General features: G+C 61.8%; 20 protein-coding genes and 1 pseudogene. 12 read left to right on the top strand and 9 right to left on the bottom strand.

From position 1 onward, the window contains the following. Positions 1–83: 83 nt before the first annotated feature. The 6 genes from B0W55_RS22140 to B0W55_RS22165 all read right to left on the bottom strand — a co-directional run bounded on the left by B0W55_RS22140 (position 84) and on the right by B0W55_RS22165 (position 7,859). Complete coding sequence (locus B0W55_RS22140; protein WP_077048045.1) at positions 84–854, bottom strand: electron transfer flavoprotein subunit beta; 771 nt, start codon at positions 852–854, stop codon at positions 84–86. 15 nt (positions 855–869) lie between these two features. Next, positions 870–2,090: an electron transfer flavoprotein subunit alpha/FixB family protein gene (locus B0W55_RS22145; RefSeq protein ID WP_077048046.1), complete on the bottom strand. Its 1,221-nt coding sequence runs from the start codon at positions 2,088–2,090 to the stop codon at positions 870–872. Beyond that, a complete protein-coding gene (gene dgcB / locus B0W55_RS22150; protein WP_077048047.1) occupies positions 2,090–4,036 on the bottom strand; it encodes a dimethylglycine demethylation protein DgcB in 1,947 nt (648 codons plus the stop codon). Before dgcB ends, B0W55_RS22145 begins: the two co-directional genes overlap by 1 nt. 163 nt (positions 4,037–4,199) lie before the next feature. Further along, positions 4,200–6,260: a dimethylglycine demethylation protein DgcA gene (gene dgcA, locus B0W55_RS22155; protein WP_077048048.1), complete on the bottom strand. Its 2,061-nt coding sequence runs from the start codon at positions 6,258–6,260 to the stop codon at positions 4,200–4,202. 15 nt (positions 6,261–6,275) lie between these two features. After that, the gene (locus B0W55_RS22160) at positions 6,276–6,806 is read right to left on the bottom strand and encodes a DUF5943 domain-containing protein (protein ID WP_007926354.1); all 531 of its coding nucleotides are present in this window, start codon (positions 6,804–6,806) and stop codon (positions 6,276–6,278) included. A 75-nt stretch (positions 6,807–6,881) separates the two neighbouring features. Continuing rightward, positions 6,882–7,859, bottom strand: a complete 978-nt coding sequence (locus B0W55_RS22165; protein WP_008033250.1) for a dipeptidase — start codon at positions 7,857–7,859, stop codon at positions 6,882–6,884. A 236-nt stretch (positions 7,860–8,095) separates the two neighbouring features. Here B0W55_RS22165 and B0W55_RS22175 point away from each other — a divergent pair, with 236 nt between their 5' ends. From B0W55_RS22175 to B0W55_RS22185, 3 genes and pseudogenes are all read left to right on the top strand, one after another. Further along, on the top strand, positions 8,096–8,497 hold the full coding sequence (locus tag B0W55_RS22175; protein ID WP_077048050.1) for a lysozyme inhibitor LprI family protein: 402 nt from the start codon (positions 8,096–8,098) through the stop codon (positions 8,495–8,497). 18 nt (positions 8,498–8,515) lie between these two features. Next, positions 8,516–8,737: pseudogene (locus tag B0W55_RS22180) on the top strand (helix-turn-helix domain-containing protein); the annotation flags it as partial. 33 nt (positions 8,738–8,770) lie between these two features. Beyond that, a complete protein-coding gene (locus B0W55_RS22185) occupies positions 8,771–9,187 on the top strand; it encodes a DUF3010 family protein (protein WP_077048052.1) in 417 nt (138 codons plus the stop codon). Positions 9,188–9,309: 122 nt separating this feature from the next. On the opposite strand, the gene B0W55_RS22190 is transcribed toward B0W55_RS22185, so the two are convergent. Next, on the bottom strand, positions 9,310–10,254 hold the full coding sequence (locus B0W55_RS22190) for a GlxA family transcriptional regulator (RefSeq protein ID WP_077048053.1): 945 nt from the start codon (positions 10,252–10,254) through the stop codon (positions 9,310–9,312). A 210-nt stretch (positions 10,255–10,464) separates the two neighbouring features. Between B0W55_RS22190 and B0W55_RS22195 the strand changes: the two genes are divergently transcribed. The 6 genes from B0W55_RS22195 to B0W55_RS22220 all read left to right on the top strand — a co-directional run bounded on the left by B0W55_RS22195 (position 10,465) and on the right by B0W55_RS22220 (position 15,890). Continuing rightward, complete coding sequence (locus B0W55_RS22195) at positions 10,465–11,409, top strand: choline ABC transporter substrate-binding protein (protein ID WP_077048054.1); 945 nt, start codon at positions 10,465–10,467, stop codon at positions 11,407–11,409. A gap of 74 nt (positions 11,410–11,483) precedes the next feature. Beyond that, positions 11,484–12,371, top strand: coding sequence for a 3-keto-5-aminohexanoate cleavage protein (locus B0W55_RS22200; RefSeq protein ID WP_077048055.1), 888 nt, complete (start codon positions 11,484–11,486; stop codon positions 12,369–12,371). A gap of 140 nt (positions 12,372–12,511) precedes the next feature. Further along, on the top strand, positions 12,512–13,477 hold the full coding sequence (locus B0W55_RS22205; protein WP_077048056.1) for an L-carnitine dehydrogenase: 966 nt from the start codon (positions 12,512–12,514) through the stop codon (positions 13,475–13,477). Positions 13,478–13,600: 123 nt separating this feature from the next. Then, on the top strand, positions 13,601–14,077 hold the full coding sequence (locus B0W55_RS22210) for a thioesterase family protein (RefSeq protein WP_077048057.1): 477 nt from the start codon (positions 13,601–13,603) through the stop codon (positions 14,075–14,077). 12 nt (positions 14,078–14,089) lie between these two features. Further along, positions 14,090–15,253: a gamma-butyrobetaine dioxygenase gene (locus B0W55_RS22215; protein ID WP_077048058.1), complete on the top strand. Its 1,164-nt coding sequence runs from the start codon at positions 14,090–14,092 to the stop codon at positions 15,251–15,253. 370 nt (positions 15,254–15,623) lie between these two features. Further along, positions 15,624–15,890, top strand: coding sequence for a hypothetical protein (locus B0W55_RS22220; RefSeq protein ID WP_077048059.1), 267 nt, complete (start codon positions 15,624–15,626; stop codon positions 15,888–15,890). 191 nt (positions 15,891–16,081) lie between these two features. Here B0W55_RS22220 and B0W55_RS22225 read toward each other — a convergent pair whose 3' ends face one another. Both B0W55_RS22225 and B0W55_RS22230 read right to left on the bottom strand, forming a co-directional pair. Next, complete coding sequence (locus B0W55_RS22225; protein WP_047534337.1) at positions 16,082–17,185, bottom strand: GlxA family transcriptional regulator; 1,104 nt, start codon at positions 17,183–17,185, stop codon at positions 16,082–16,084. A gap of 533 nt (positions 17,186–17,718) precedes the next feature. Beyond that, positions 17,719–19,095, bottom strand: a complete 1,377-nt coding sequence (locus B0W55_RS22230) for an L-serine ammonia-lyase (protein WP_077048060.1) — start codon at positions 19,093–19,095, stop codon at positions 17,719–17,721. Between the two features lie 436 nt (positions 19,096–19,531). Between B0W55_RS22230 and B0W55_RS22235 the strand changes: the two genes are divergently transcribed. The 3 genes from B0W55_RS22235 to choV all read left to right on the top strand — a co-directional run bounded on the left by B0W55_RS22235 (position 19,532) and on the right by choV (position 22,566). Then, on the top strand, positions 19,532–20,479 hold the full coding sequence (locus tag B0W55_RS22235; RefSeq protein WP_077048061.1) for a choline ABC transporter substrate-binding protein: 948 nt from the start codon (positions 19,532–19,534) through the stop codon (positions 20,477–20,479). A 66-nt stretch (positions 20,480–20,545) separates the two neighbouring features. Then, the gene (gene choW, locus B0W55_RS22240) at positions 20,546–21,391 is read left to right on the top strand and encodes a choline ABC transporter permease subunit (RefSeq protein ID WP_077048062.1); all 846 of its coding nucleotides are present in this window, start codon (positions 20,546–20,548) and stop codon (positions 21,389–21,391) included. Continuing rightward, complete coding sequence (gene choV / locus B0W55_RS22245) at positions 21,388–22,566, top strand: choline ABC transporter ATP-binding protein (RefSeq protein ID WP_077048063.1); 1,179 nt, start codon at positions 21,388–21,390, stop codon at positions 22,564–22,566. Before choW ends, choV begins: the two co-directional genes overlap by 4 nt. Positions 22,567–22,680 lie beyond the last annotated feature (114 nt).

The following is a 22,680-nucleotide window of genomic DNA, read 5'->3' on the forward strand; positions in this document are numbered from 1 at the left end:
GTGTCAGACAACTGGTACATCGGCTGACACGCCGCTTTCGCGAGCAAGCCCGCTCCCACCGTTTGTTTTGGGGTGGCCGTGCTTTAGCGAACCACGCCTTCTTCTATCAGCAGCTTGAGGATTGCTTCAGCCCCGGCCTGCGCCGTAACGCCCTTGAGCACCTGCCCCCCACCGCCGCTGGCCTTGGCCGTCGCGGCCTTCATCCGGTCGGCACCGCTCTTGGCCTTGATCACCTTCAAGCGCTTGGGCCGAGGCTTGGCCGGTTGCAGGGTGGCAACCGCCAGCAGTTCGTCATCGACCACTTCCACGTCTTCGGCCTGCAACAGCCCACGCCGGGCCGGGCCGTAAGCGCTCTGCCGTGGCTTGGGTGCAGCGTTATCCACAGTCGCCAGGAACGGCAAGCGCACCTTCAAGCGACGACGCTGACCGCGCGGCAACGCCTGCAACACCAGCGCCGAGCCGCCTTCGATGGATTCCACCTGCGCCAACCCGACCACCAGCGGCCAACCCAGCCCCTCTGCCAGCAGGAACGGCAACATCCCCGAGCCTTCTCCGGTTTCCGCCTGGCTACCGGTCAGCACCACCTGGGCCCCGGCCTCGCGCAGATAAGCGGTCAGCGCCGGCAAGGCATCGGCACCCTCCGGTTGTTCCAGCACATGCAACTGCTCCAGGCCCATGCCCAGGTAAGCACGCAACGCAGGCTCGGCCGCATCGCCGGCATGCAGCACCTGCAAGTTATCCCCAGCCAGTTGCAGACCCAACTCCACCGCCCGCGCATCCTGTTCCGCGCGACGCGGCCGCCCGGACGTCGGGTGGGCGCCGATGGACACCAGGCTGATGATTTTAGTGCTCATAACCCTTTCCTTCCCTTAAGCCGCATCGCGCTTGGCGTCATTGCGGTAGGCCTCTACCGCGGCGATCAAGGCTTGAAGAATCTCGGCGCTCTCGCCAATCACCGACAGGTCGGCCCGTTTGATCATGTCGCAGCCCGGGTCGAGGTTGATCGCCACCACCTTGTCGCAGGCACCGATGCCTTGCAGGTGCTGGATCGCCCCGGAAATCCCCACCGCCACGTAGACCCGCGCAGTGACCCAGGTACCGGACGCCCCGACCTGACGGTCGCGGGCCATGAAGCCGTCGTCCACCGCCACCCGCGATGCGCCTTCGGTGGCGCCCAGGGCGGCTGCAGTCTGATGGAACAGCGCCCAGTCCTTGACCCCGTTACCGCCGGAGAAGATGAACTCGGCTTCGGCCATGGGAATCGCCGCCGGATCCACCGCCACCGCGCCCAGGTCCTCGATGCGCGACAGACTGCGCGCCACGCCTGTGGATAACTCCACCGGCAAGGCTTCGTGACGGGTTTCGCTGACCGGTTCGGCGCATTCCACGGCAGCCAGGATCAGCCGTGCGACCGGGCGCGCCAGGTCTTGCAACCCAGCACCGGCGCGACCGATACAGGCCTCGTCCTTGACCTGCCAGACCCGCGTGGCCGGGCGTTCGCCCAGGGCGGCGGCAAAGCGACGGCCCAGTTCGCCGCCTCCGGTGCGGCTGTCCGGCAGCAGCCAATGACGTGGGTTGAATTGGTTATCCACAGCCCGCAGGCCCTGGACCCGTTGCTCCGGTGCATAACCGCTGAACGCTTCGCCGTCGAGCACCAGCAGGCGATCGACGCCGGCAGTGGCAAACGCGCTTTCCTTGTGATCACCGAAGACCACGGCCAGCACTGCGCCGTCCTTGCCAGCCAACTGATGGGCCAGCCCCAGCAAATCGCGGTCGTGGCTGCTCAAGCGGCCGCCAACCATGTCCGGCACCACGCTGATGTAGAACGCCGGCGCCGGCACCTGATGCAGCGGCAGCTGCACTTCAACGGCGGCAGAACGCTTGCTGGTCCCGCCCTGTTGCGCGCCGCTGCGGTCAATGCGCTTGATGCCGTTGGGGCCGATGAAACCCACCCCGTGAAGATTCTTGCGGATGATGCCGTTGGGCCCCATCCAGCTGTGTTGCGCCGGTTGCATCGCCGCGTGCAACGGGTGCAGGCGGTTGCGGGCGATCCATTCGGCGCGGGGATCGCGGCGGATAATGTCGCTCATCAGTGCACCTCCGCAGGTTCGCGTTTGGCCGGCGTGGCAGGTTTCGGCGCGTCTTCCTCAAGCAGCGCATCTGCCACCAGTTCGGCAATGTCCTTGATCAACGGCCGGGGCTCGACCACGCCTTCGAGCATCGCGGTGCATTGCGGGCAACCCACAGCCACCAGTTCGGCACCCGTTTCGCGGATGTCTTCCATGCGCATGTCGGGAATCCGCTGTTTGCCCGGGATGTCGGTGATCGGCGCACCGCCGCCACCGCCGCAGCAGCGTGAACGGAAGCCGGAGCGTTGCATCTCTTTCACTTCGATGCCCAGGGCACGCAATACCTCGCGCGGGGCCTCGTATTCGCCGTTATAGCGACCCAGGTAGCACGGGTCGTGATAGGTCACGCTGTCGCCTTTGTGCTGGCCGAGGTTGAGTGCGCCGGCGCCAATGATCTCTGCCATGTAGGTGCTGTGGTGCTGCACCAGGTAGTTGCCGTCGAAGGCACCGTATTCGTTTTTCAGCACGTGGAAGCTGTGCGGGTCGCAGGTGACGATGCGGTTGAAGCTGTACTTGGCCAGGGTCTGGATGTTGCGCTTGGCCAGCAACTGGAAAGTGGCCTCGTCGCCCAGTCGTCGCGCCACGTCACCGCTGTCGCGCTCTTCGAGACCCAGCACCGCGAAGTCGACCTTGGCCGCTTTCAGCACTTTGACGAAGGCACGCAGGGTGCGCTGATTACGCATGTCGAAGGCACCGTCGCCGACCCAGAACAGCACGTCGACGTTCTTCTTCTCGCTCATCAGGTTGAGGTTCAGGTCCGCCGCCCAGTTCATCCGCCCGCCCGGCGCGAAGCCGCCCGGGTTGTCGGTGGCGATCAGGTTTTCCAGGACTTCGGCACCCTTGTTCGGGGTCGCGCCTTTTTCCAGGGTCAGGTGACGACGCATGTCGACGATGGCATCGACGTGCTCGATCATCATCGGGCACTCCTCGACACAGGCACGGCAGGTGGTGCATGACCACAGGGTCTCGGCATCCACCAGACCGTTGACGATCGGTTGATGCGGATTGCCGGCGTGTTCGCCGATCGGTTTGCCCGGATACGGGCTGCCGGCAAATTTCGCATCAGTACCACCGGCCAGGCCGACCACCATGTCCTGAATCAGCTTTTTCGGGTTCAGCGGCTGGCCGGCGGCGAACGCCGGGCACGCGGCTTCGCATTTACCGCACTGCACACAGGCGTCGAAACCGAGCAGTTGGTTCCAGGTGAAATCCTTCGGCTTTTCCACGCCCAGGGGCGCAGCCGGATCGCTCAGGTCCAAAGGTTTCAAACCGGTGGAACGACCGCCGCCAAAGCGTTCGGCGCGACGGTGCCAGGCCAGGTGCAGGGCACCGGCGAAGGCGTGTTTCATCGGCCCGCCCCAGGTCATGCCGAAGAACAGCTCCGACACGCCCCACAGCACACCGATGCCGAGGATCACCGCCAGCAGCCAGCCACCGAAGTTCTCCGGCAGGATCCCGGCCACCGGCAACGTCACCAGGAAGAACGACGCCGAGAACGCCAGCAGGCTTTTCGGCAGGCGCATCCACGGGCCTTTCGACAGGCGCGCAGGCGGGTTGCGCCGACGCAGGTAAACGAAGATCGCGCCGACGAACATCACCGCCGACATCAGCAGCAGGGCGTAACCGAGGATGCGGTTATGCAGGCCGAAACCGTGCACCAGAATCGCCAGCACGATGGACGCCACCGCGCCACCGGCCGTGGCCACGTGGGTGTTGGCGATGTATTTGTCCCGCGCGACCACATGGTGCAAGTCGACCATGTAGCGCTTGGGCATGGCGAACAGGCCGCCGATCAGGTCGACCTTCGAGGCCCGGCCCCGACGCCACATGGCCACCCGCCGCAACGCGCCCAGCACCGCGAGGGCCAGGGCTGCGAACAACAGGATTGGAAGAAGGGTGTTCAACATAGGTGTTGCTCCCAAAGACCTCGGGGTCTCGCAGGTCGAGATGTCTTGCTCGGTTCCTGTGGGAGCGGGCTTGCTCGCGAAAGCGGTGTACCAGTCAATTCAGCGGTGACTGACAGAATGCATTCGCGAGCAAGCCCGCTCCCACAGGGTTATCCACAAGCTCTTAGAAATCCTTGCACAGCCTCAGGGCGTCATAGATCGCCGCATGCACGTTACGCTGGGCCACGCAGTCACCGATGCGGAACAGCAGGTAGCCGTCACCGCTCTGTTCCAGGCATGGCTGAGGCTTGATCGCGAACAGGGCTTCGACGTCGATCTGGCCCTTGTTGCGCGAACCTTCCTTGAGCGCGTAGTAGATGGCTTCGTCCGGACGCACGCCGTTTTCCACCACCACCTGATCCACCACCCGCTCCTCTTTGGCACCGGTGTATTCGTTTTCCAGCACCGCCACCAGCTTGTCGCCTTCGCGGTAGACCTTTTCCAGCATCATGTCGCCGGTCATGATCACTTCTTTGGGGTACATGCTGCGGTAGTAAGTCGGGAACGACGTACCGCCGATCGCCACGCCGGGCTTGATGTCGTCGGTGACAATCTCGACCTGGCTGCCTTTGTCGGCAATGAAGTCGGCGGTGGACATGCCGGTGAATTCGCAAATGGTGTCGTACACCAGCACGTTCTTGCCGGGTGCGACCTTGCCGTCGAGGATGTCCCAACTGCTGACCACCAGGCCTTCGGCCGCGCCCCAGTGTTCGTTCTGCTCGATGAACGGATGACCGCCCACCGCCAGCACCACCACATCCGGACGCAGGTCCATGATGGTCGGTGCGTCGGCTGCCGTGCCCAGGCGCAGGTCGACTTTCAGGCGCGCCAGTTCCAGTTGATACCAGCGGGTGATACCGGCGATCTGGTCGCGCTGCGGCGCTTTCGAGGCCGTGGTGATCTGCCCGCCGATGAATTCCTTCTTCTCGAACAGGGTCACGTCGTGGCCACGCTCGGCAGCGACACGGGCCGCTTCCATCCCCGCAGGACCGGCGCCGACCACCACCACCTTGCGTTTGACGCCGGTGGTTTTTTCGATGATGTGCGGCAAGCCCATGTATTCACGGGAGGTCGCGGCGTTCTGGATGCACAGCACATCCAGGCCCTGGTACTGACGGTCGATGCAGTAGTTGGCGCCCACGCACTGCTTGATCTGGTCGATCTGGCCCATCTTGATCTTGGCGATCAGGTGCGGGTCGGCAATGTGCGCGCGGGTCATGCCGACCATGTCGACGTAGCCGCCTTCCAGAATCCGGGTGGCCTGGTTCGGGTCCTTGATGTTCTGCGCGTGCAGCACCGGAACCTTGACCACTTCCTTGATCCCGGCGGCCAGGTGCAGGAACGGCTCCGGCGGGTAGCTCATGTTCGGAATCACGTTGGCCAGGGTGTTGTGAGTATCGCAACCCGAACCCACGACACCGATGAAATCGAGCATGCCGGTGTCGTCGTAATACTTGGCGATCTGCTTCATGTCCTCGTGGGACAGGCCATCGGGGTGGAACTCGTCACCACAGATGCGCATGCCCACGCAGAAATCGTCACCGACTTCGGCGCGCACGGCTTTCAAGACTTCCAGGCCGAACTTCATGCGGCCTTCGAAGGTGCCGCCCCATTCGTCGGTGCGCTTGTTGACCCGCGGGCTCCAGAACTGGTCAATCATGTGCTGGTGCACCGCCGACAGCTCGACGCCGTCCAGGCCGCCGGCCTTGGCGCGACGGGCCGCCTGGGCGTAGTTGCCGATCACCCGCCAGATCTCTTCCGGCTCGATGGTTTTGCAAGTCGCGCGGTGCACGGGCTCACGCACGCCGGACGGCGACATCAGCGTCGGCCAGTTGAAGCCGTCCCAGCGGGAGCGACGGCCCATGTGAGTAATCTGGATCATGATCTTGGCGCCGTGCTTGTGCATGGCGTCGGCCAGATTCTGGAAGTGAGGGATGATGCGGTCGGTGGACAGGTTCACCGAACTCCACCATTCCTGCGGGCTGTCGATGGCGACCACCGACGAACCGCCGCAGATCGCCAGGCCGATCCCGCCCTTGGCCTTCTCTTCGTAATACTTGACGTACCGGTCGGTGGTCATGCCGCCGTCGGTCGCGTAGACCTCGGCGTGCGCGGTGCTGAGCACGCGGTTGCGGATGGTCAGTTTGCCGATCTGGATCGGCTGGAACATTGCTTCGAAAGCCATGGCGGGTTCCTCGACTTACAACGGCTTGACGGTGAACAAACCGTCGTCGTGGCCTTCTTCGGAGCCACCGTAGACTTGTTCGGCAACGGTGCGGATTTTGCTGCCGCGGGCGGCGAGGATCTGGTCCATCGCGCCGGCAAACCAGCCGGTGAACATGTAGTCGACCTTGCGCCCGACCTTGCCGTAGACGTAGACGAACGCCGAGTGCTCGAGCTTGACGCTGGCGGTGCCTTTGTCGAGGTCGATGTCCTGGATCTTGAACAGGCCCCAGCCGCGCTGCGACAGGCGCTTCATGTAGTGCTCGAACACCGCGACGCCTTCCAGGCCGTGGCATTCGGCTTCTTTTTCACACCAGTGCCAGGCGGACTTGTAGCCGGCCTTGTAGAGGATCTCGGCATAGGCGTCGGCGCCCAGCACTTCCTCGATGCCCATGTGGTTGTTGACAAAGAAATGACGCGGCACGTACAGCATCGGCAGGGCGTCGGAGGTCCAGACACCGGTCTCGCTGTCGACTTCGATAGGCAATTGCGGGGCGATCTTGGCCATGGAAACTTAACTCCAGAAAAATTTTGGTGTTGCCCCCGGCGCGGTCGGCCGGGGGAAAGGATTCAGAGGTGCGGCTTACTCGCCCCAGACGTCCTTGAGGACGTTGACCCAGTTCTCGCCCATGATCTTGCGCACCACGCGCTCGGAATGGCCGCGCTTGAGCAGCGTCTCGGTCAGGTTCGGGAATTCGCCGACGGTGCGGATGCCCAGCGGGTTGATGATCTTGCCGAAGCTGGTCAGGCGGCGGGCATAGCCCTTGTCGTGGGTCAGGTATTCGAAGAAGTCCTGGCCATGACCCTGGGTGAAGTCGGTGCCGATGCCGATGGCGTCTTCGCCGACGATGTTCATGGTGTATTCGATGGCTTCGGCGTAGTCGTCGATGGTCGAATCGATGCCCTTGGCCAGGAACGGCGCGAACATGGTCACGCCGACGAAACCGCCGTGGTCAGCGATAAACTTGAGTTCTTCATCGGACTTGTTGCGCGGGTGAATCTTCAGCCCCGACGGCAGGCAGTGGGAGTAGCACACCGGTTTCTTCGATTCGAGGATGACTTCTTCGGATGTCTTGGAGCCGACATGGGACAGGTCGCACATCACGCCAACGCGGTTCATCTCGGCGACGATCTCACGACCGAAGCCCGACAGGCCGCCATCGCGCTCGTAGCAACCGGTGCCCACCAGGTTCTGGGTGTTGTAGCACATCTGCACGATACCCACGCCCAGTTGCTTGAACACCTCGACATAGCCGATCTGGTCTTCGAATGCGTGGGCGTTCTGGAAGCCGAACAGGATGCCGGTCTTGCCCTGCTCCTTGGCCTTGCGGATGTCGGCGGTGGTACGCACCGGAATCACCAGGTCGCTGTTCTCGCGGATCAGTTTCTGGCTGGCGGCGATGTTGTTGACGGTGGCCTGGAAGCCTTCCCATACCGACACGGTGCAGTTGGCGGCGGTCAGGCCGCCCTTGCGCATGTCTTCAAACAGCTCGCGGTTCCACTTGGCAATGATCAGCCCGTCGATAACGATGCTGTCGGCGTGCAATTCGGCTGGGCTCATCAGGCTGTCCCCTTATTAGCGATTCATGCGCCGAATCGTCTGCCGGCGCTTTGGGGCCAGCATATGCCTCGGTGCCTTGGCAGCCGGGTGCAAAAACGACAGGGGAATTGCCGAAAGCGTCAATCCGCGACAAAGGGTCGCCGACAGGCACGATTCGCGACCTGTTCAAGCCCGCCCGCTTGGGCCAGAATTCGTCGCATCACTTGATGCTTCACTGGACAAGAGCGGCGACCTGAATGAAATCCATCCTCCTGGCTTTGGTATTGATTGCGACCGGCGTACACGCAGCAGAAGAAGCTGACGACAACCCTTGCGACAAAGTCGAAAACGACATCCAGACCCTGGAATGCTCGGCCTTCAGCAAAACCACCGCCGAAGATCTGCTGAACGAAAACCTCAAGAGCCTGAATGAGCGCATGCAGTCGCTCTACGGCAAGAACCCGACGCAATTGGCCGACATCACCGCCAAAATCAAATCCTCCCAACAGCAATGGCTGAAAACCCGCGACGCCGACTGCGCCGTCGAAGCCTTCCCCACCACCGCCGGCAGCAAAGCCTTCACCATCGCGCAAAATGATTGCGTGGCCCGGATCAGTGACGAACGGTCGGAGTTTTTGGAGTCGATTGGGCAGGAGTGATCACAAAGGATGGAAAAGATGATGATCCCGCACGAAGTTGTAACCCTGATTGTCGATGGAGCGCTTCCTGTGCGCGCCTGGCGTGAACATTTTGACCTTACCCAGGAGGAAGTGGCAGAACGCATGGGCATCTCCCCACTCGCATATGCCGAACAGGAAACCATCCCAAAACCGCGCAAAGCCACCCGCGAGAAAATTGCCGCGGCGTTTGGCATCACCGCCAGTCAACTTGAGCTGTAAGCTGCACGCCATCAGCCAGTAAAGGGATTGACCATGAAAATCTGCGGCATCGAAATCAAGGGCAGCGAAGCGATCATCGCTGTGGCCAGCCTCGAGGGTCAGGCGTTGAGCCATGTGGCGCTGGCGACCAAGAAAATCGCCCTGGACGATGACGACGAGGCCGCCAACGTCAAGGTGTTTGCCGCTCAGGTCGCCTCGTTCGTGCGGGAGAATTCGATTGATCGGATTGCAATCAAGAAGCGCAGCAAGAAAGGTGAATTTGCCGGCGGGCCGACCACGTTCAAGATCGAGGGGGTTTTGCAGTTGCTGGACAATTGCGAGGTGACGCTGTTGTCGCCGCAGACGATCAATGCGCAGGCCAAGAAGCATGGGTTTGAGCTGCCGCAGACGCTGAACAAATATCAGCATGAAGCCTACAAGGCGGCGTGTTCGGCGTTGATGAAGCAGTAAAAGTCAACGCAGATCACCCTGTGGGAGCGGGCTTGCTCGCGAAAGCGGTGTGTCAGTCAACTCAGCGGTGACTGACAGAATGCATTCGCGAGCAAGCCCGCTCCCACAGGGTTATGCGTCGTTCAGGCCTTGGCGGTACGCCGGTCTTCTCGCGGACAGCGCTCATACTTCGCCCGATAACTGCGGGTGAAATATGACGGCGATTCGAACCCACAGGCGATGCTCACTTCCAGCACACTCATATCGGTCTGGCGCAGCAGTTGCCGCGCCTTTTCCAGCCTTAATCGCAGATAGAAATTGCTCGGTGTGTCGTTCAGGTGCAGACGGAACAGGCGCTCCAGTTGCCGGCGCGTCACTTTGATCGATTCCGCCAGTTCCAGTGTGCTCAGCGGCGGTTCGCTGTGTTGCTCCATCTCACCGATCACCTGCACCAGTTTCTTGTTGCTGATGCCGTAACGCGTAGCGACTTCCATGCGTTGGTGGTCTTTGCGCGGGCGGATGCGGCCAAGCACGAACTGTTCGCTGACCTGGATCGCCAGTTCCGGGCCATGGGCCTGGGCGATCAGATCGAGCATCAAATCGATGGACGCGGTCCCCCCGGCTGAGGTGATGCGCCGACGGTCGATCTCGAACAGCTCCTGGGTCACGCTGAGCTGTGGATAAGACTCCTTGAAGGCATCGATGGCTTCCCAGTGCAGGGTCAGGCGATGGCCGTCGAGCAGGCCGGCCTCGGCCAGCACGAAGCTGCCGGTATCGATGGCCCCGAGGGTCACCCCTTCGTTGTCCAGGCGCCGCAGCCAGTGCTCCACGGCGGGGGTGGCGAACTTCAGCGGCTCGAAGCCGGCAACCACCAGCAGGGTCGCGCCTTTTTTCAACGGCTCCAGCGCCGCGTCGGCGTTGACCGACATGCCGTTGCTGGCCAGCACGGCTCCACCATCGGCACTCAATACATGCCAGCGATAGAGCTCGCCGCGAAAACGATTGGCAACCCGCAACGGCTCGATGGCCGAGATGAATCCGATGGCCGAGAAACCCGGCAGCAACAAGAAATAGAAATCCTGAGACATGGCGCGCACTCGATGGGCAGGAGCGAGAGGTCGGGCAACGTGAAGACGTTGATACGCCAGTTGCCAGTGCCATTCAAGGGGACAGGTCGCTGCAGTGCAAGTGCTGGTCGCCGTAGTGCGCTTTGATGGCGCAATTGCTGCGTAACGTGACATCACCGGCGCACAAAGACGACCGGACCCACAATAACGAAACTGCCGAGGAACCTGAGAATGAAACGACTGATCAGCAGCTGTGTTCTTGCACTCAGTGGTACCGCTTTGCTGAGCGCAAGCGTCATGGCCGCCGAACCCGCCTCTTGCCAGAATGTGCGCATGGGCGTGGTGAACTGGACCGACGTGATCGCTACCAGTGCAATGACCCAGGTATTGCTCGACGGCCTCGGCTACAGCACCAAACAAACCAGCGCCTCCCAGCAGATCATCTTCGCCGGGATTCGCGATCAGCGCCTGGACCTGTTCCTGGGGTACTGGAACCCGCTGATGACCCAGACCATCACCCCGTTCGTCGACGCCAACCAGGTCAAGGTGCTGCAAGCGCCGAGCCTCAAGGACGCCCGTGCCACCCTCGCCGTGCCCACCTACCTGTATGACAAGGGCCTGAAAACCTTCGCCGACATCGCCAAGTTCGAAAAAGAACTGGGCGGCAAGATCTACGGCATCGAGCCAGGCTCGGGCGCCAACACCCAGATCAAGGCGATGATCACCAAGAACCAGTTCGGCCTGGGCAAATTCCAGCTGGTCGAGTCCAGCGAAGCCGGCATGCTCGCCGCCGTGGATCGCGCGGTGCGCCGCAACGAAGCCGTGGTGTTTTTCGGCTGGGCGCCGCACCCGATGAACGTCAACATCAAAATGACCTACCTCACCGGCAGCGACGACGCCCTTGGCCCGAACGAAGGCATGGCCACCGTCTGGACGGTGACTGCGCCGAAATACGCCGAACAATGCCCGAACATCGGTCGCCTGCTGAGCAACCTGACCTTCACCGCCGAAGACGAGAGCCGAATGATGCAGCCGCTGCTGGATCACAAGGACGCCTTCGAATCGGCTAAGCAATGGCTGAAAGATCACCCCGAAGACAAAAAGCGCTGGCTTGACGGCGTGACCACCTTCGACGGCAAGCCGGCCGCTGAAAACCTGCAACTGACCAGCAAATAACCCTGTTCTGAACCACCGACTCGCAGCCCAAAAGGGCTGCGAACGGCACCACCACGCCTGAAGGAAACCGCCCCATGAATCACGACGTCATCATCACCTGCGCACTCACCGGTGCTGGCGACACGACCGCCAAGAGCCCACACGTGCCGGTCACCCCGAAACAAATCGCGGCCGCCGCCGTGGAAGCCGCCAAGGCCGGTGCCACCGTGGTCCACTGCCACGTTCGCGACCCGCAAACCGGCAAGTTCAGCCGTGACGTGGCGCTGTACCGCGAAGTGATGGAGCGCATCCGCGAAGCCGACGTCGACATCATCGTCAACCTCACCGCCGGCATGGGTGGCGACCTGGAAATCGGCGCCGGCGAGAATCCGATGGAGTTCGGCCCCAACACTGATCTGGTCGGTCCCCTGACCCGCCTGGCCCACGTCGAAGAACTGTTGCCGGAGATCTGCACCCTCGATTGCGGCACCCTGAACTTCGGCGATGGCGACACCATTTACGTCTCCACCCCGGCGCAGCTGCGTGCTGGCGCCAAACGTATTCAAGAGCTTGGCGTGAAGGCCGAGCTGGAAATCTTCGACACCGGCCACCTGTGGTTCGCCAAACAGATGATCAAGGAAGGCCTGCTCGACAACCCGTTGTTCCAGTTGTGCCTGGGCATCCCGTGGGGCGCGCCGGCGGACACCACCACCATGAAGGCCATGGTCGACAACCTGCCGGCTGACGCGGTCTGGGCCGGTTTCGGCATCGGCCGCATGCAAATGCCGATGGCGGCGCAAGCGGTGCTGCTGGGCGGCAACGTGCGGGTCGGCCTGGAGGACAACCTGTGGCTGGACAAGGGCGTGCTGGCGACCAACGGCCAACTGGTCGAACGCGCCAGCGAAATCCTCAGCCGTCTCGGCGCGCGGGTCCTGACCCCAGCCGAAGGCCGCAAGAAAATGGGCCTGATCCAACGCGGGTAATCAAACCTGCGCATGTCCCTGTGGGAGCGGGCTTGCCCGCGAAAGCGATGGTTCTACCGCTGAAGATTCGCCGGATGTACCGGCCTCTTCGCGGGCAAGCCCGCTCCCACAGGGTTTTTCGAACTCTTTAGGACAATGTCATGAGCTTTATCACCGAAATCAAAACCTTCGCCGCCCTGGGCAGCGGTGTCATCGGCAGCGGCTGGGTGTCCCGCGCGCTCGCCCACGGCCTGGATGTGGTGGCCTGGGACCCGGCGCCCGGCGCTGAAGCCGCGTTGCGCAATCGTGTGGCCAAATCCTGGGGCGCGCTGGAGAAACAAGGCCTGGCACCGGGCGCTTCCCAGGATCGCCTGCGCTTTGTCGCGACCATCGAAGAATGCGTACGCGACGCCGACTTCATCCAGGAAAGCGCCCCCGAGCGTCTGGAGCTGAAATTGGAACTGCACAGCAAAATCAGCGCCGCCGCCAAGCCCAACGCCCTGATCGGCTCCAGCACTTCCGGCCTGCTGCCGAGCGAATTCTACGAGAGCGCCACCCACCCGGAGCGCTGCGTGGTCGGTCACCCGTTCAACCCGGTTTACCTGCTGCCCCTGGTGGAAGTGGTCGGCGGCAAGAACACCGCGCCCGAAGCCGTTCAGGCCGCCATGAAAGTCTACGAATCCCTCGGCATGCGCCCCCTGCACGTGCGCAAGGAAGTGCCGGGATTCATCGCTGACCGCCTGCTCGAAGCGCTGTGGCGCGAGGCGCTGCACCTGGTCAACGACGGTGTGGCGACCACCGGTGAAATCGACGACGCCATCCGCTTTGGCGCGGGCCTGCGCTGGTCGTTCATGGGCACGTTCCTGACCTACACCCTGGCGGGAGGCGATGCCGGCATGCGCCACTTCATGGCCCAGTTCGGCCCGGCGCTGCAACTGCCCTGGACTTACCTGCCGGCACCGGAACTGACCGACAAATTGATCGACGATGTGGTGGACGGCACCAGCGATCAATTGGGCAAACACAGCATTTCGGCGCTGGAGCGCTATCGTGATGACTGCCTGCTGGCGGTGCTGGAAGCGGTGAAGACCACCAAAGAGAAGCATGGGATGACCTTCAGCGAGTAATCGATCAGCCGGACCGGCGCCATCGCCAGCAGGCTGGCTCCCACAGGAAAATGCATTCCAGGGTGGGGCCAGCCTGCTGGCGAAAGCGGCAGTGCAGACACCATCAACGTTGGAAAAGTAATCATGCCCACCCTCACCACCTACCAAACCCGCATCATCCCCGACTGGGTCGACTACAACGGCCACCTGCGCGACGCGTTCTACCTGCTGATCTTCAGTTATGCCACCGACGCCCTGATGGATCGCCTGGGCATGGACAGCAACAACCGCGAAGCCAGCGGCAACTCGCTGTTCACCCTGGAGCTGCACCTCAACTACCTGCACGAAGTGAAGCTCGATGCCGATGTCGAAGTGCGCACCCAGATCATCGGCCACGACAGCAAACGCCTGCACCTCTACCACAGCCTGCATCGGGTCGGTGACGACTTGGAGCTGGCGGGCAACGAGCAGATGCTGCTGCACGTTGACCTCGCCGGCCCCCGCTCCACGCCGTTCAGCGAAGTGCCCCTGGGCAAACTGCAGGCCATCGTCGCCGAGCAGGCCGACCTGCCGGCGCCCGAGTACATTGGCCGAGTGATCGCACTGCCCGCAAAAAAATAACAAGGAGATTGCATGAACACCGCCGCCGCTTTTGCCGACTTCCGTACTTATCCGTTGATCAGCGCGCTGACAGGCGTGCAGGCGATGGCCGATCGCGTGCTGGTGAAGTGGGCCGATCAACGTGTCAGCCCCTTCCATCATCAATGGCTGCGGGACAACTGCCCGTGCCCGCAATGCGTCTATAGCGTGACCCGCGAGCAGGTGCTGGAAATTGTCGATGTGCCGCAGAACCTGATGCCCGGCGATACCGCCATCGATGCTGAAGGTTGCCTGCGGGTGGAATGGCAGGACGGTCATCTGAGCCGCTTCGATCCGGGCTGGCTGCGGGCCCACGCCTACGACGATGAGTCCCGCGCCGAGCGCCTGGCCGGCAAGCCCAAATCCCGGCTATGGCACAGCGACCTGACGCTGCCGGTGTTCGAGTATCAGGCCTTGATGAACGACCACGAGGCCCTGCTGCAATGGCTGCTGGCGGTACGCGATACCGGCCTGACCCAGGTCCGTGGCGTGCCCACCGAGCCCGGCTCGCTGAAGCTGATTGCCCAACGTATTTCGTTCATCCGCGAGAGCAATTTCGGCGTGCTGTTCAATGTGCAATCCAAGGCCGATGCGGACAGCAACGCCTACACCGCTTTCAACCTGCCGCTGCACAGCGATTTGCCGACCCGCGAGTTGCAACCGGGGCTGCAGTTTCTGCATTGCCTGGTCAACGAGGCCGAGGGTGGCGAGAGTATTTTCGTCGACGGTTTCGCCATCGCCGACGCCCTGCGCCGGGAAGATCCGCAGGCCTTCAAAAGCCTGTGCGAGATCCCCGTGGAGTTTCGCAACAAGGACCGCCACAGCGACTACCGCTGCCTGGCGCCGATCATTGCTCTGGACAATCTGGGGCAGGTGTCGGAAATCCGCATGGCGAACTTTTTGCGCGGCCCGTTCGACGCCTCGGTGGAAGACATGCCCAAGCTCTATCGTGCCTATCGCCGCTTCATCGCCATGACCCGCGAGGATCGCTTTCGCGTGGTGCAGCGGCTCAACCCGGGCGAACTCTGGTGCTTCGACAACCGCCGTACGCTGCATGCGCGCAATGCATTTGACCCCGCTACAGGCGCGCGGCATTTCCAGGGCTGCTATGTGGACCGGGATGAATTGTTGTCGCGCATTCTGGTGTTGCAACGCTAGACCGCGTCATCGTTCTTCGCGAGCAAGCCCGCTCCCACATTTGGATCGTGTTCCTCCTGTGGGAGCGGGCTTGCTCGCGAAGGCGCCCGCCCAGGCAACACAAAACCCCAGGATTCACAGACAAAAAAAGCCCCGATCAAGCCGTGACAGGATCGAGGCAGAGGGTACTGTTGAGGAGCTGCCATGCGAGGGTGACCAAACCGTCGTGAAGCGAGCTGAGTCCAGTGTGCCGACTCCCCTCGCCGGCAAGTTGCCCGAAAGCGACCTGTTCATAGTCAATGCTGACATCGCGACAAATCGCCCTTGCCGCCACTGTCGCCCACTACCAGAATCGAGGCACGACCCCGATCCCAGAAGAAGGACTTGCACCATGATGCACGCCGATTTGATAGACCAGGAAGACCTGTTGGGCCAGCTCAAGGCATTGGGCTTTCAAGTGCCCAACGGCTCCACCGCCGAGCAGGCCTGCGAATGCGCGGTACGGGGTTTGAACAACGAAAGGGCCATCGTGCTGCGCACCATGGTCAAGCAGATGTACACCAGCAGCGCGACCATCCTGCCAGCCGTGCGCCAGGCAATCGACAAGCAGTTGTTGCCGGCGTTGGCCGAGTACCAACAGAGCCACGTTACCCGCTGAAACGCCCTTGCAAATACCCTGTGGCGAGGGAGCTTGCTTGCGCTCGAGCGCGAAGCGGTCGCAAAAAAGGCGAATGCGTTTTTTCTGAAAAAAACCATTCGCCGGTCAAGGGTCTGCTTCGCAGCCCGGCGGGAGCAAGCTCCCTCGCCACAAGAGCTCGCCACAAGAGCCCGCCACAAGAGCCTTTGGGTTCAGAGCCTTACGCTGGCAAACGTCGACTCATTGCGCGCCTGGCTCAGCGCCGACAACGGCCCCGACAGCGGCGACAGCACCAGGGCTTGCGGCAGCGGCATCATCGCCACTTGCTGGGTGGTATTGGAGCCTACGCGCTCGTCACGCGGTGGAATGCCGAAGTATTCGCGGTAGCACTTGGAGAAGTGCGGCGTGGAGACGAAGCCACACACCGATGCCACTTCGATGATCGACATCGGCGTCTGCTTGAGCAACTGCCGCGCACGAATCAGGCGCAGCTTGAGGTAGTAGCGCGACGGCGAGCAATGCAGGTACTTCTGGAACAGCCGCTCGAGCTGCCGACGGGACACGGCGACGTACACCGCCAGCTCGTCGAGGTCGATCGGCTCTTCGAGGTTGGCCTCCATCAGCGCCACGATTTCCTGCAACTTCGGCTGGTTGGTGCCAAGCATGTGCTTGAGCGGCACGCGCTGGTGATCCTGTTCGTTGCGGATACGCTCGTAGACGAACATTTCCGAGATAGCGGCGGACAGTTCACGGCCGTGATCGCGGCTGATCAGGTGCAGCATCATGTCCAGCGGCGCGGTGCCGCCGGAGCTGGTGAAGCGGTTACGGTCGAGGGTGAACAGGCGAGTGCTCATGGCCACGCGCGGAAAGGCTTCCTGCATCGCTGCCAGGCATTCCCAGTGCACGCTGCAATCGAAACCGTCCAGCAGGCCGGCGCAGGCCAGGGCCCAGCTGCCGGTGCAGACCGCGCCGAGGCGACGGGACTGGCGCGCCTGGCTCTGCAGCCATGACACGTGCTCGCGGGTAACCGTGCGCTGAATACCGATACCACCGCAGACAATCACGGTGTCCAGGGGCGGTGCCTTGTGCATGGAGGCGTCGGGGGTGATTTGCAGACCGTCACTGGCCCAGACCTGGCCACCATCGACAGTGAGGGTCGTCCAGCGATACAGCTCGCGTCCGGACAACTGATTGGCCATGCGCAGCGGTTCAACTGCGGACGCCAGGGAAATCAGCGTGAAATTGTCCAGCAGCAGAAAGCCGATGGATTGAGGCGCACGGTTCTGGGGTTGGGCCCCGGAGTTGAACGACGTCATCGCGATATCTCCTCACACAAATCGGGTGATGGCCTCAGGCGGAGGCTCTTGTTATTGCCATCGATCTCGCGTGGGAGACGGGCTTTGTAATGACAGAGCAATTGCCATGCCTAAAGTTGAATGGACATTCAATAACTCCTGAAAACGACGTCGCGGCGTGTCTATATAAGACCCGCGGCGAGTAGGGGTTATAAGTGCTGTCAATGACGGCAAGTGCGCTGTTCCGAGGTGTGTGAGCAAATCGGTAGCACTTGTGGGAACAGGGCTGCGGGGCAACCGCAAAGAGTGTCACCGCAGGCACAGGATGACGAATGGTCAGAGCCCGAATAGTACCTGATCGGTAGCCAGGCCATTTATCTGTAAGCGACGCGCTAAAAGGTGGCGCGTTTCGTTGCGGGTGTTCAATTAGCGCGCAGTTTTGACTGGTCTGGCCCCTTCGCGAGCAAGCCCGCTCCCACACTGGATCTGCGTCGTTCACCCATCCAATGTGGGAGCGGGCTTGCTCGCGAAGTAGACGACGCGGTTTTACTGACTCAACACTCCACCGCACTCACCGCCAACCCACCCCGCGATGTCTCCTTATATTTGTCATGCATATCGGCGCCGGTATCGCGCATCGTGCGAATCACCCGATCCAGCGAGATAAAGTGCTGACCATCACCGCGCAACGCCATCTGCGCCGCGTTGATCGCCTTCACCGCCGCAATCGCGTTGCGTTCAATACACGGCACCTGCACCAGACCACCCACCGGATCGCAGGTCAAACCGAGGTTGTGTTCCAGGCCAATCTCCGCCGCGTTGCACAGCTGCTCCGGCGTGGCACCCAAGATCTCCGCCAGCCCCGCCGCCGCCATGGCGCAGGCCGAACCCACTTCGCCCTGGCAACCGACTTCGGCACCGGAGATCGACGCATTTTTCTTGCACAGAATCCCCACCGCCGCCGCACCGAGCAGGTAATCGACGACATTGGCGTCGGTCACGTCCTCGCTGAACTTCATGAAGTAGTGCAACACCGCCGGAATGATCCCCGCCGCGCCATTGGTCGGCGCCGTGACCATGCGCCCGCCGGCGGCGTTTTCTTCGTTGACCGCCAGGGCGAACAGGTTGACCCACTCCATGGCACTGAGGGTCGAGCCGATGACGTTGGGCTTGTTCAGCTCCTGCAGGCTGCGATGCAGTTTCGCCGCACGCCGGCGTACGTTCAGGCCGCCCGGCAGGATGCCCTCGTGCTTGAGGCCGTGCTCGACGCAATCCTGCATGGCGCGCCAGAGTTTCATCAGACCGCTGCGGATTTCCTCCTCGCTGCGCCAGACCTTCTCGTTGGCCATCATCAGCTCAGCGACGCGCAGGTTGTGGGTCTTGCACAGCGCCAGCAGTTCGGCGGCACTGGAAAAGTCGTAAGGCAGTTCGGTGCGATCAAGATCGACCACACCACTGGAAGCCTGGGCTTCATCGACGACAAAACCGCCGCCCACCGAATAGTATGTATCGCGGTGCAATTCGCCATCGGCACCTTCGGCAACCAGGGTCATGGCATTGGGATGGAACGGCAGGTTCTCGTCGATCAGGCGCATGTCCCGCGCCCAAACGAAGGGCACCGGCAAACGACCGTCGAGCAATAGAGTGTCGGTTTCACGCAGGGTGGCGATGCGGATGCCGATTTGCGACGGGTCGATCGCGTCCGGCCACTCGCCCATCAAGCCCATGATCACCGCGTTGTCGCTGCCGTGGCCGATGCCGGTGGCCGACAACGAACCATAAAGCTGCACTTCGACGCGGCGCACCTGTTCCAGCAGACCGCACTGACGCACGTCCTGCACGAACAGCGCCGCCGCCCGCATCGGCCCCACGGTGTGCGAACTGGATGGGCCGATGCCGATTTTGAACAGGTCGAAAACACTGATAGCCATGACTTGCCGAACTCCTGGATAAGCCAACGCCAGGCGCAAAAACGCCCGGTGGCGGAGCTGCTACGCTCAAGCTGCAATCCGCCGAGATGGCCGCATCATCAGCCTTTTGTCAGGTCGTTCGACGTCTCACACCGACGCACTCATGCTCAGTTACGCCGTGTGCGTTTTACGCCATGTTTTCGCCGTTTTTTTGTGTCGTGCAGGGGGAAATCGGGCTGAAAAAATCTGTAAACGACGTCACTGACACTGGATGCGACCATCCCTGTACTGGTTACGACTCTCCCTGTAGGCGTCAGATTTTCACTGGTACATGATCATATCGACTCGATTGCAAGGCGCCGTGGTAGAGCTGTCTCCAAAACGCCATCCAACCGCAACCTATAAGTGCGGTGGTCCAGTCGGAACACTGCCAAAAAAAACACCAAGGAGTCCATCCATGAAAGGTTCCCCGTCGTTGTTGTTGGCCGCCATGCTTAGTCTGCCGGTTCTGGCGCAAGCCGCCGAACCGGCCCAATGCAACACCGTAAACTTCTCCGATGTCGGCTGGACCGACATCACCGCAACAACCGCGACCACCAGCGTCGTGCTCAACGCCCTCGGCTACAAGACCAAGACCACCATGATCTCCGTGCCGGTGACCTACAAGTCCCTGGCCGACGGCAAGAACATGGACGTGTTCCTGGGCAACTGGATGCCGACCATGGAAAACGACATCAAGGCCTACCGCGACGCCGGCACCGTGGAAACCGTGCGCACCAACCTCAAGGGCGCCAAGTACACCCTGGCCGTGCCACAAGCCCTGTACGACAAGGGGCTGCATGACTTCGCCGACATCGCCAAATTCAAGAAAGAACTCGATGGCAAGATCTACGGCATCGAGCCTGGCAACGACGGCAACCGCCTGATCCAGAGCATGATCGACAAGAACGCCTTCGGCTTGAAGGACGCCGGCTTCAAGGTCGTCGAATCCAGCGAAGCGGGGATGCTGTCCCAGGTCGACCGCGCGCAGAAACGCGACACCGCCGTGGTCTTCCTCGGCTGGGCGCCGCACCCGATGAACAAGCGCTTCAAGATTCAATACCTGACCGGTGGCGATGATTTCTTCGGCCCGGATTTCGGTGCTGCCACCGTGGCGACCAACACCCGCAAGGGTTACGCCGAGGAATGCAGCAACGTGGGCCAGCTGTTGAAAAACCTGGAGTTCACCGTCGACATGGAAAGCGAACTCATGGGCAACATCCTGGACGACAAGATGAAGCCTGACGCGGCCGCCAAGGCCTGGCTCAAGAAGAATCCACAGGTGCTCGATACCTGGCTCGCTGGCGTGACCACCACTGACGGTAAACCAGGCCTGGAGGCCGTGAAAGCCAAGCTCGCACAGTAATCGCTTATGCCGGGCAGGCTCGCCTGCCCGGGCTGTTTATTTCCTTGCATGCGGACGTTCACTACCATGCTGATTGATCAGAAAATACCCCTAGGCCAGTACATCGCGGGCTTCGTTGAATGGTTGACGCAACACGGCGCCAACACCTTCGACGCAATTGCCGTGACACTGGAAACGATGATCCACGGCGTGACGTTTGCGCTGACCTGGTTCAACCCGCTGGTCCTGATCGGCCTGATCGCAATTCTGGCCCACTTCATCCAGCGCAAGTGGGGCCTGACGGTCTTCGTCATTGCCTCCTTTCTGTTGATCCTCAACCTGGGGTATTGGCAGGAAACCATGGAAACCCTGGCCCAGGTGTTGTTCGCCACCCTGGTCTGCGTGGTCATCGGCGTGCCGCTGGGCATCGTCGCCGCGCACAAGCCAATGTTCTACACCATGATGCGTCCGGTACTCGATCTGATGCAGACCGTACCGACCTTCGTTTACCTCATTCCTACCCTGACCCTCTTCGGTCTGGGTGTGGTCCCGGGTCTGATCTCCACGGTGGTGTTCGCGATTGCCGCGCCCATCCGCCTGACCTACCTGGGCATTCGCGATGTTCCACAGGAACTGATGGACGCCGGCAAGGCCTTCGGCTGCTCGCGCCGTCAACTGCTCTCACGGATCGAACTGCCCCACGCCATGCCAAGCATCGCGGCCGGCATTACCCAGTGCATCATGCTGTCGTTGTCGATGGTGGTGATCGCGGCACTGGTAGGCGCCGACGGCCTGGGCAAACCCGTGGTCAACGCACTGAATACGGCTGATATCGCCCTGGGCTTCGAAGCAGGCCTGGCGATCGTACTGCTGGCGATCATGCTCGACCGTATCTGCAAACAACCCGACGCCAAAGTAGGGGGTGACGCATGAGCATCATTCGCTTTGAAGACGTAGACGTGATCTTCACCAAGGATCCGCGCGAAGCCCTCAAGCTGCTCGATCAAGGTTTGACCCGCAGCGAAATCCTCAAGAAGACCGGGCAGATCGTGGGCGTGGAAAAGGCCAGCCTGGATATCGAAAAAGGTGAAATCTGCGTGCTGATGGGCCTGTCCGGCTCCGGCAAATCCAGCCTGCTGCGCTGCATCAACGGTTTGAATACCGTCAGCCGCGGCAAGCTGTTCGTCGAGCACGAAGGCAAGCAGATCAACATCGCGTCCTGCACCCCGGCCGAGCTGAAAATGATGCGCACCAAGCGCATTGCCATGGTGTTCCAGAAGTTCGCCCTGATGCCCTGGCTGACGGTGCGCGAGAACATCAGTTTCGGTCTGGAAATGCAGGGTCGTCCGGAAAAGGAACGCAGGAAGCTGGTCGATGACAAACTCGAACTGGTGGGCCTGACCCAATGGCGCAACAAGAAGCCCGATGAGCTGTCCGGCGGCATGCAGCAGCGTGTTGGCCTGGCCCGTGCGCTGGCGATGGACGCCGACATTCTGCTGATGGACGAACCCTTCTCGGCCCTCGACCCGCTGATCCGTCAGGGCCTGCAGGACGAGTTGCTGGAGCTGCAACGCAAGCTGAGCAAGACCATCGTGTTCGTGAGCCACGACCTCGATGAAGCCCTCAAGCTCGGCAGCCGCATCGCGATCATGAAAGACGGCCGGATCATCCAGTACAGCAAGCCCGAAGAAATCGTGCTGAACCCGGCGGACGACTACGTGCGGACCTTCGTGGCCCACACCAACCCGCTGAACGTGCTGTGTGGTCGCAGCCTGATGCGCACCCTGGACAACTGCAAACGCATCAACGGTTCGGTGTGCCTGGACCCGGGCGGCGATTCCTGGCTGGACCTGGCCGAAGGCAACACCATCAAGGGTGCGCGCCAGAACGGTTCGGTGCTGGACCTGCAGAACTGGGCACCGGGCCAGGCCGTTGAAGGCCTGGGCCGACGCCCGACCCTGGTGGACTCCAGCATCGGCATGCGCGACGCGCTGCAGATTCGCTACCAGACCGGCAACAAGCTGGTGCTGCACGACAACAACCACGTGGTAGGGATTCTGGGCGACAGCGAGCTGTACCACGCGCTGCTCGGCAAGAACCTGGGCTAAGGCAACAGACACAAAAACGCCGCGAGAGAATCGCGGCGTTTTTGTTAGTGCAGGTATAGACCTGGAATGCTGACCACTGTGGCGAGGGAGCTTGCTCCCGCTGGGCTGCGAAGC

It is taken from the genome of Pseudomonas sp. KK4, from assembly GCF_001984065.1.
In the GTDB taxonomy this organism is placed as follows: Bacteria; Pseudomonadota; Gammaproteobacteria; order Pseudomonadales; family Pseudomonadaceae; genus Aquipseudomonas.

What these genes read in the sequence shown, in the direction of transcription:
- B0W55_RS22175 (WP_077048050.1), top strand. Translation starts at nt 8,096, where the DNA reads ATGAAATCCATCCTCCTGGCTTTGGTATTGATTGCGACCGGCGTACAC.
- B0W55_RS22235 (WP_077048061.1), top strand. Translation starts at nt 19,532, where the DNA reads ATGAAAGGTTCCCCGTCGTTGTTGTTGGCCGCCATGCTTAGTCTGCCG.
- B0W55_RS22210 (WP_077048057.1), top strand. Translation starts at nt 13,601, where the DNA reads ATGCCCACCCTCACCACCTACCAAACCCGCATCATCCCCGACTGGGTC.
- B0W55_RS22145 (WP_077048046.1), bottom strand. Translation starts at nt 2,090, where the DNA reads ATGAGCGACATTATCCGCCGCGATCCCCGCGCCGAATGGATCGCCCGC.
- B0W55_RS22140 (WP_077048045.1), bottom strand. Translation starts at nt 854, where the DNA reads ATGAGCACTAAAATCATCAGCCTGGTGTCCATCGGCGCCCACCCGACG.
- dgcA (WP_077048048.1), bottom strand. Translation starts at nt 6,260, where the DNA reads ATGGCTTTCGAAGCAATGTTCCAGCCGATCCAGATCGGCAAACTGACC.
- choW (WP_077048062.1), top strand. Translation starts at nt 20,546, where the DNA reads ATGCTGATTGATCAGAAAATACCCCTAGGCCAGTACATCGCGGGCTTC.
- B0W55_RS22205 (WP_077048056.1), top strand. Translation starts at nt 12,512, where the DNA reads ATGAGCTTTATCACCGAAATCAAAACCTTCGCCGCCCTGGGCAGCGGT.
- B0W55_RS22220 (WP_077048059.1), top strand. Translation starts at nt 15,624, where the DNA reads ATGATGCACGCCGATTTGATAGACCAGGAAGACCTGTTGGGCCAGCTC.
- B0W55_RS22200 (WP_077048055.1), top strand. Translation starts at nt 11,484, where the DNA reads ATGAATCACGACGTCATCATCACCTGCGCACTCACCGGTGCTGGCGAC.
- B0W55_RS22190 (WP_077048053.1), bottom strand. Translation starts at nt 10,254, where the DNA reads ATGTCTCAGGATTTCTATTTCTTGTTGCTGCCGGGTTTCTCGGCCATC.
- B0W55_RS22160 (WP_007926354.1), bottom strand. Translation starts at nt 6,806, where the DNA reads ATGGCCAAGATCGCCCCGCAATTGCCTATCGAAGTCGACAGCGAGACC.
- B0W55_RS22195 (WP_077048054.1), top strand. Translation starts at nt 10,465, where the DNA reads ATGAAACGACTGATCAGCAGCTGTGTTCTTGCACTCAGTGGTACCGCT.
- dgcB (WP_077048047.1), bottom strand. Translation starts at nt 4,036, where the DNA reads ATGTTGAACACCCTTCTTCCAATCCTGTTGTTCGCAGCCCTGGCCCTC.
- B0W55_RS22185 (WP_077048052.1), top strand. Translation starts at nt 8,771, where the DNA reads ATGAAAATCTGCGGCATCGAAATCAAGGGCAGCGAAGCGATCATCGCT.
- B0W55_RS22225 (WP_047534337.1), bottom strand. Translation starts at nt 17,185, where the DNA reads ATGACGTCGTTCAACTCCGGGGCCCAACCCCAGAACCGTGCGCCTCAA.
- B0W55_RS22230 (WP_077048060.1), bottom strand. Translation starts at nt 19,095, where the DNA reads ATGGCTATCAGTGTTTTCGACCTGTTCAAAATCGGCATCGGCCCATCC.
- B0W55_RS22165 (WP_008033250.1), bottom strand. Translation starts at nt 7,859, where the DNA reads ATGAGCCCAGCCGAATTGCACGCCGACAGCATCGTTATCGACGGGCTG.
- B0W55_RS22215 (WP_077048058.1), top strand. Translation starts at nt 14,090, where the DNA reads ATGAACACCGCCGCCGCTTTTGCCGACTTCCGTACTTATCCGTTGATC.
- choV (WP_077048063.1), top strand. Translation starts at nt 21,388, where the DNA reads ATGAGCATCATTCGCTTTGAAGACGTAGACGTGATCTTCACCAAGGAT.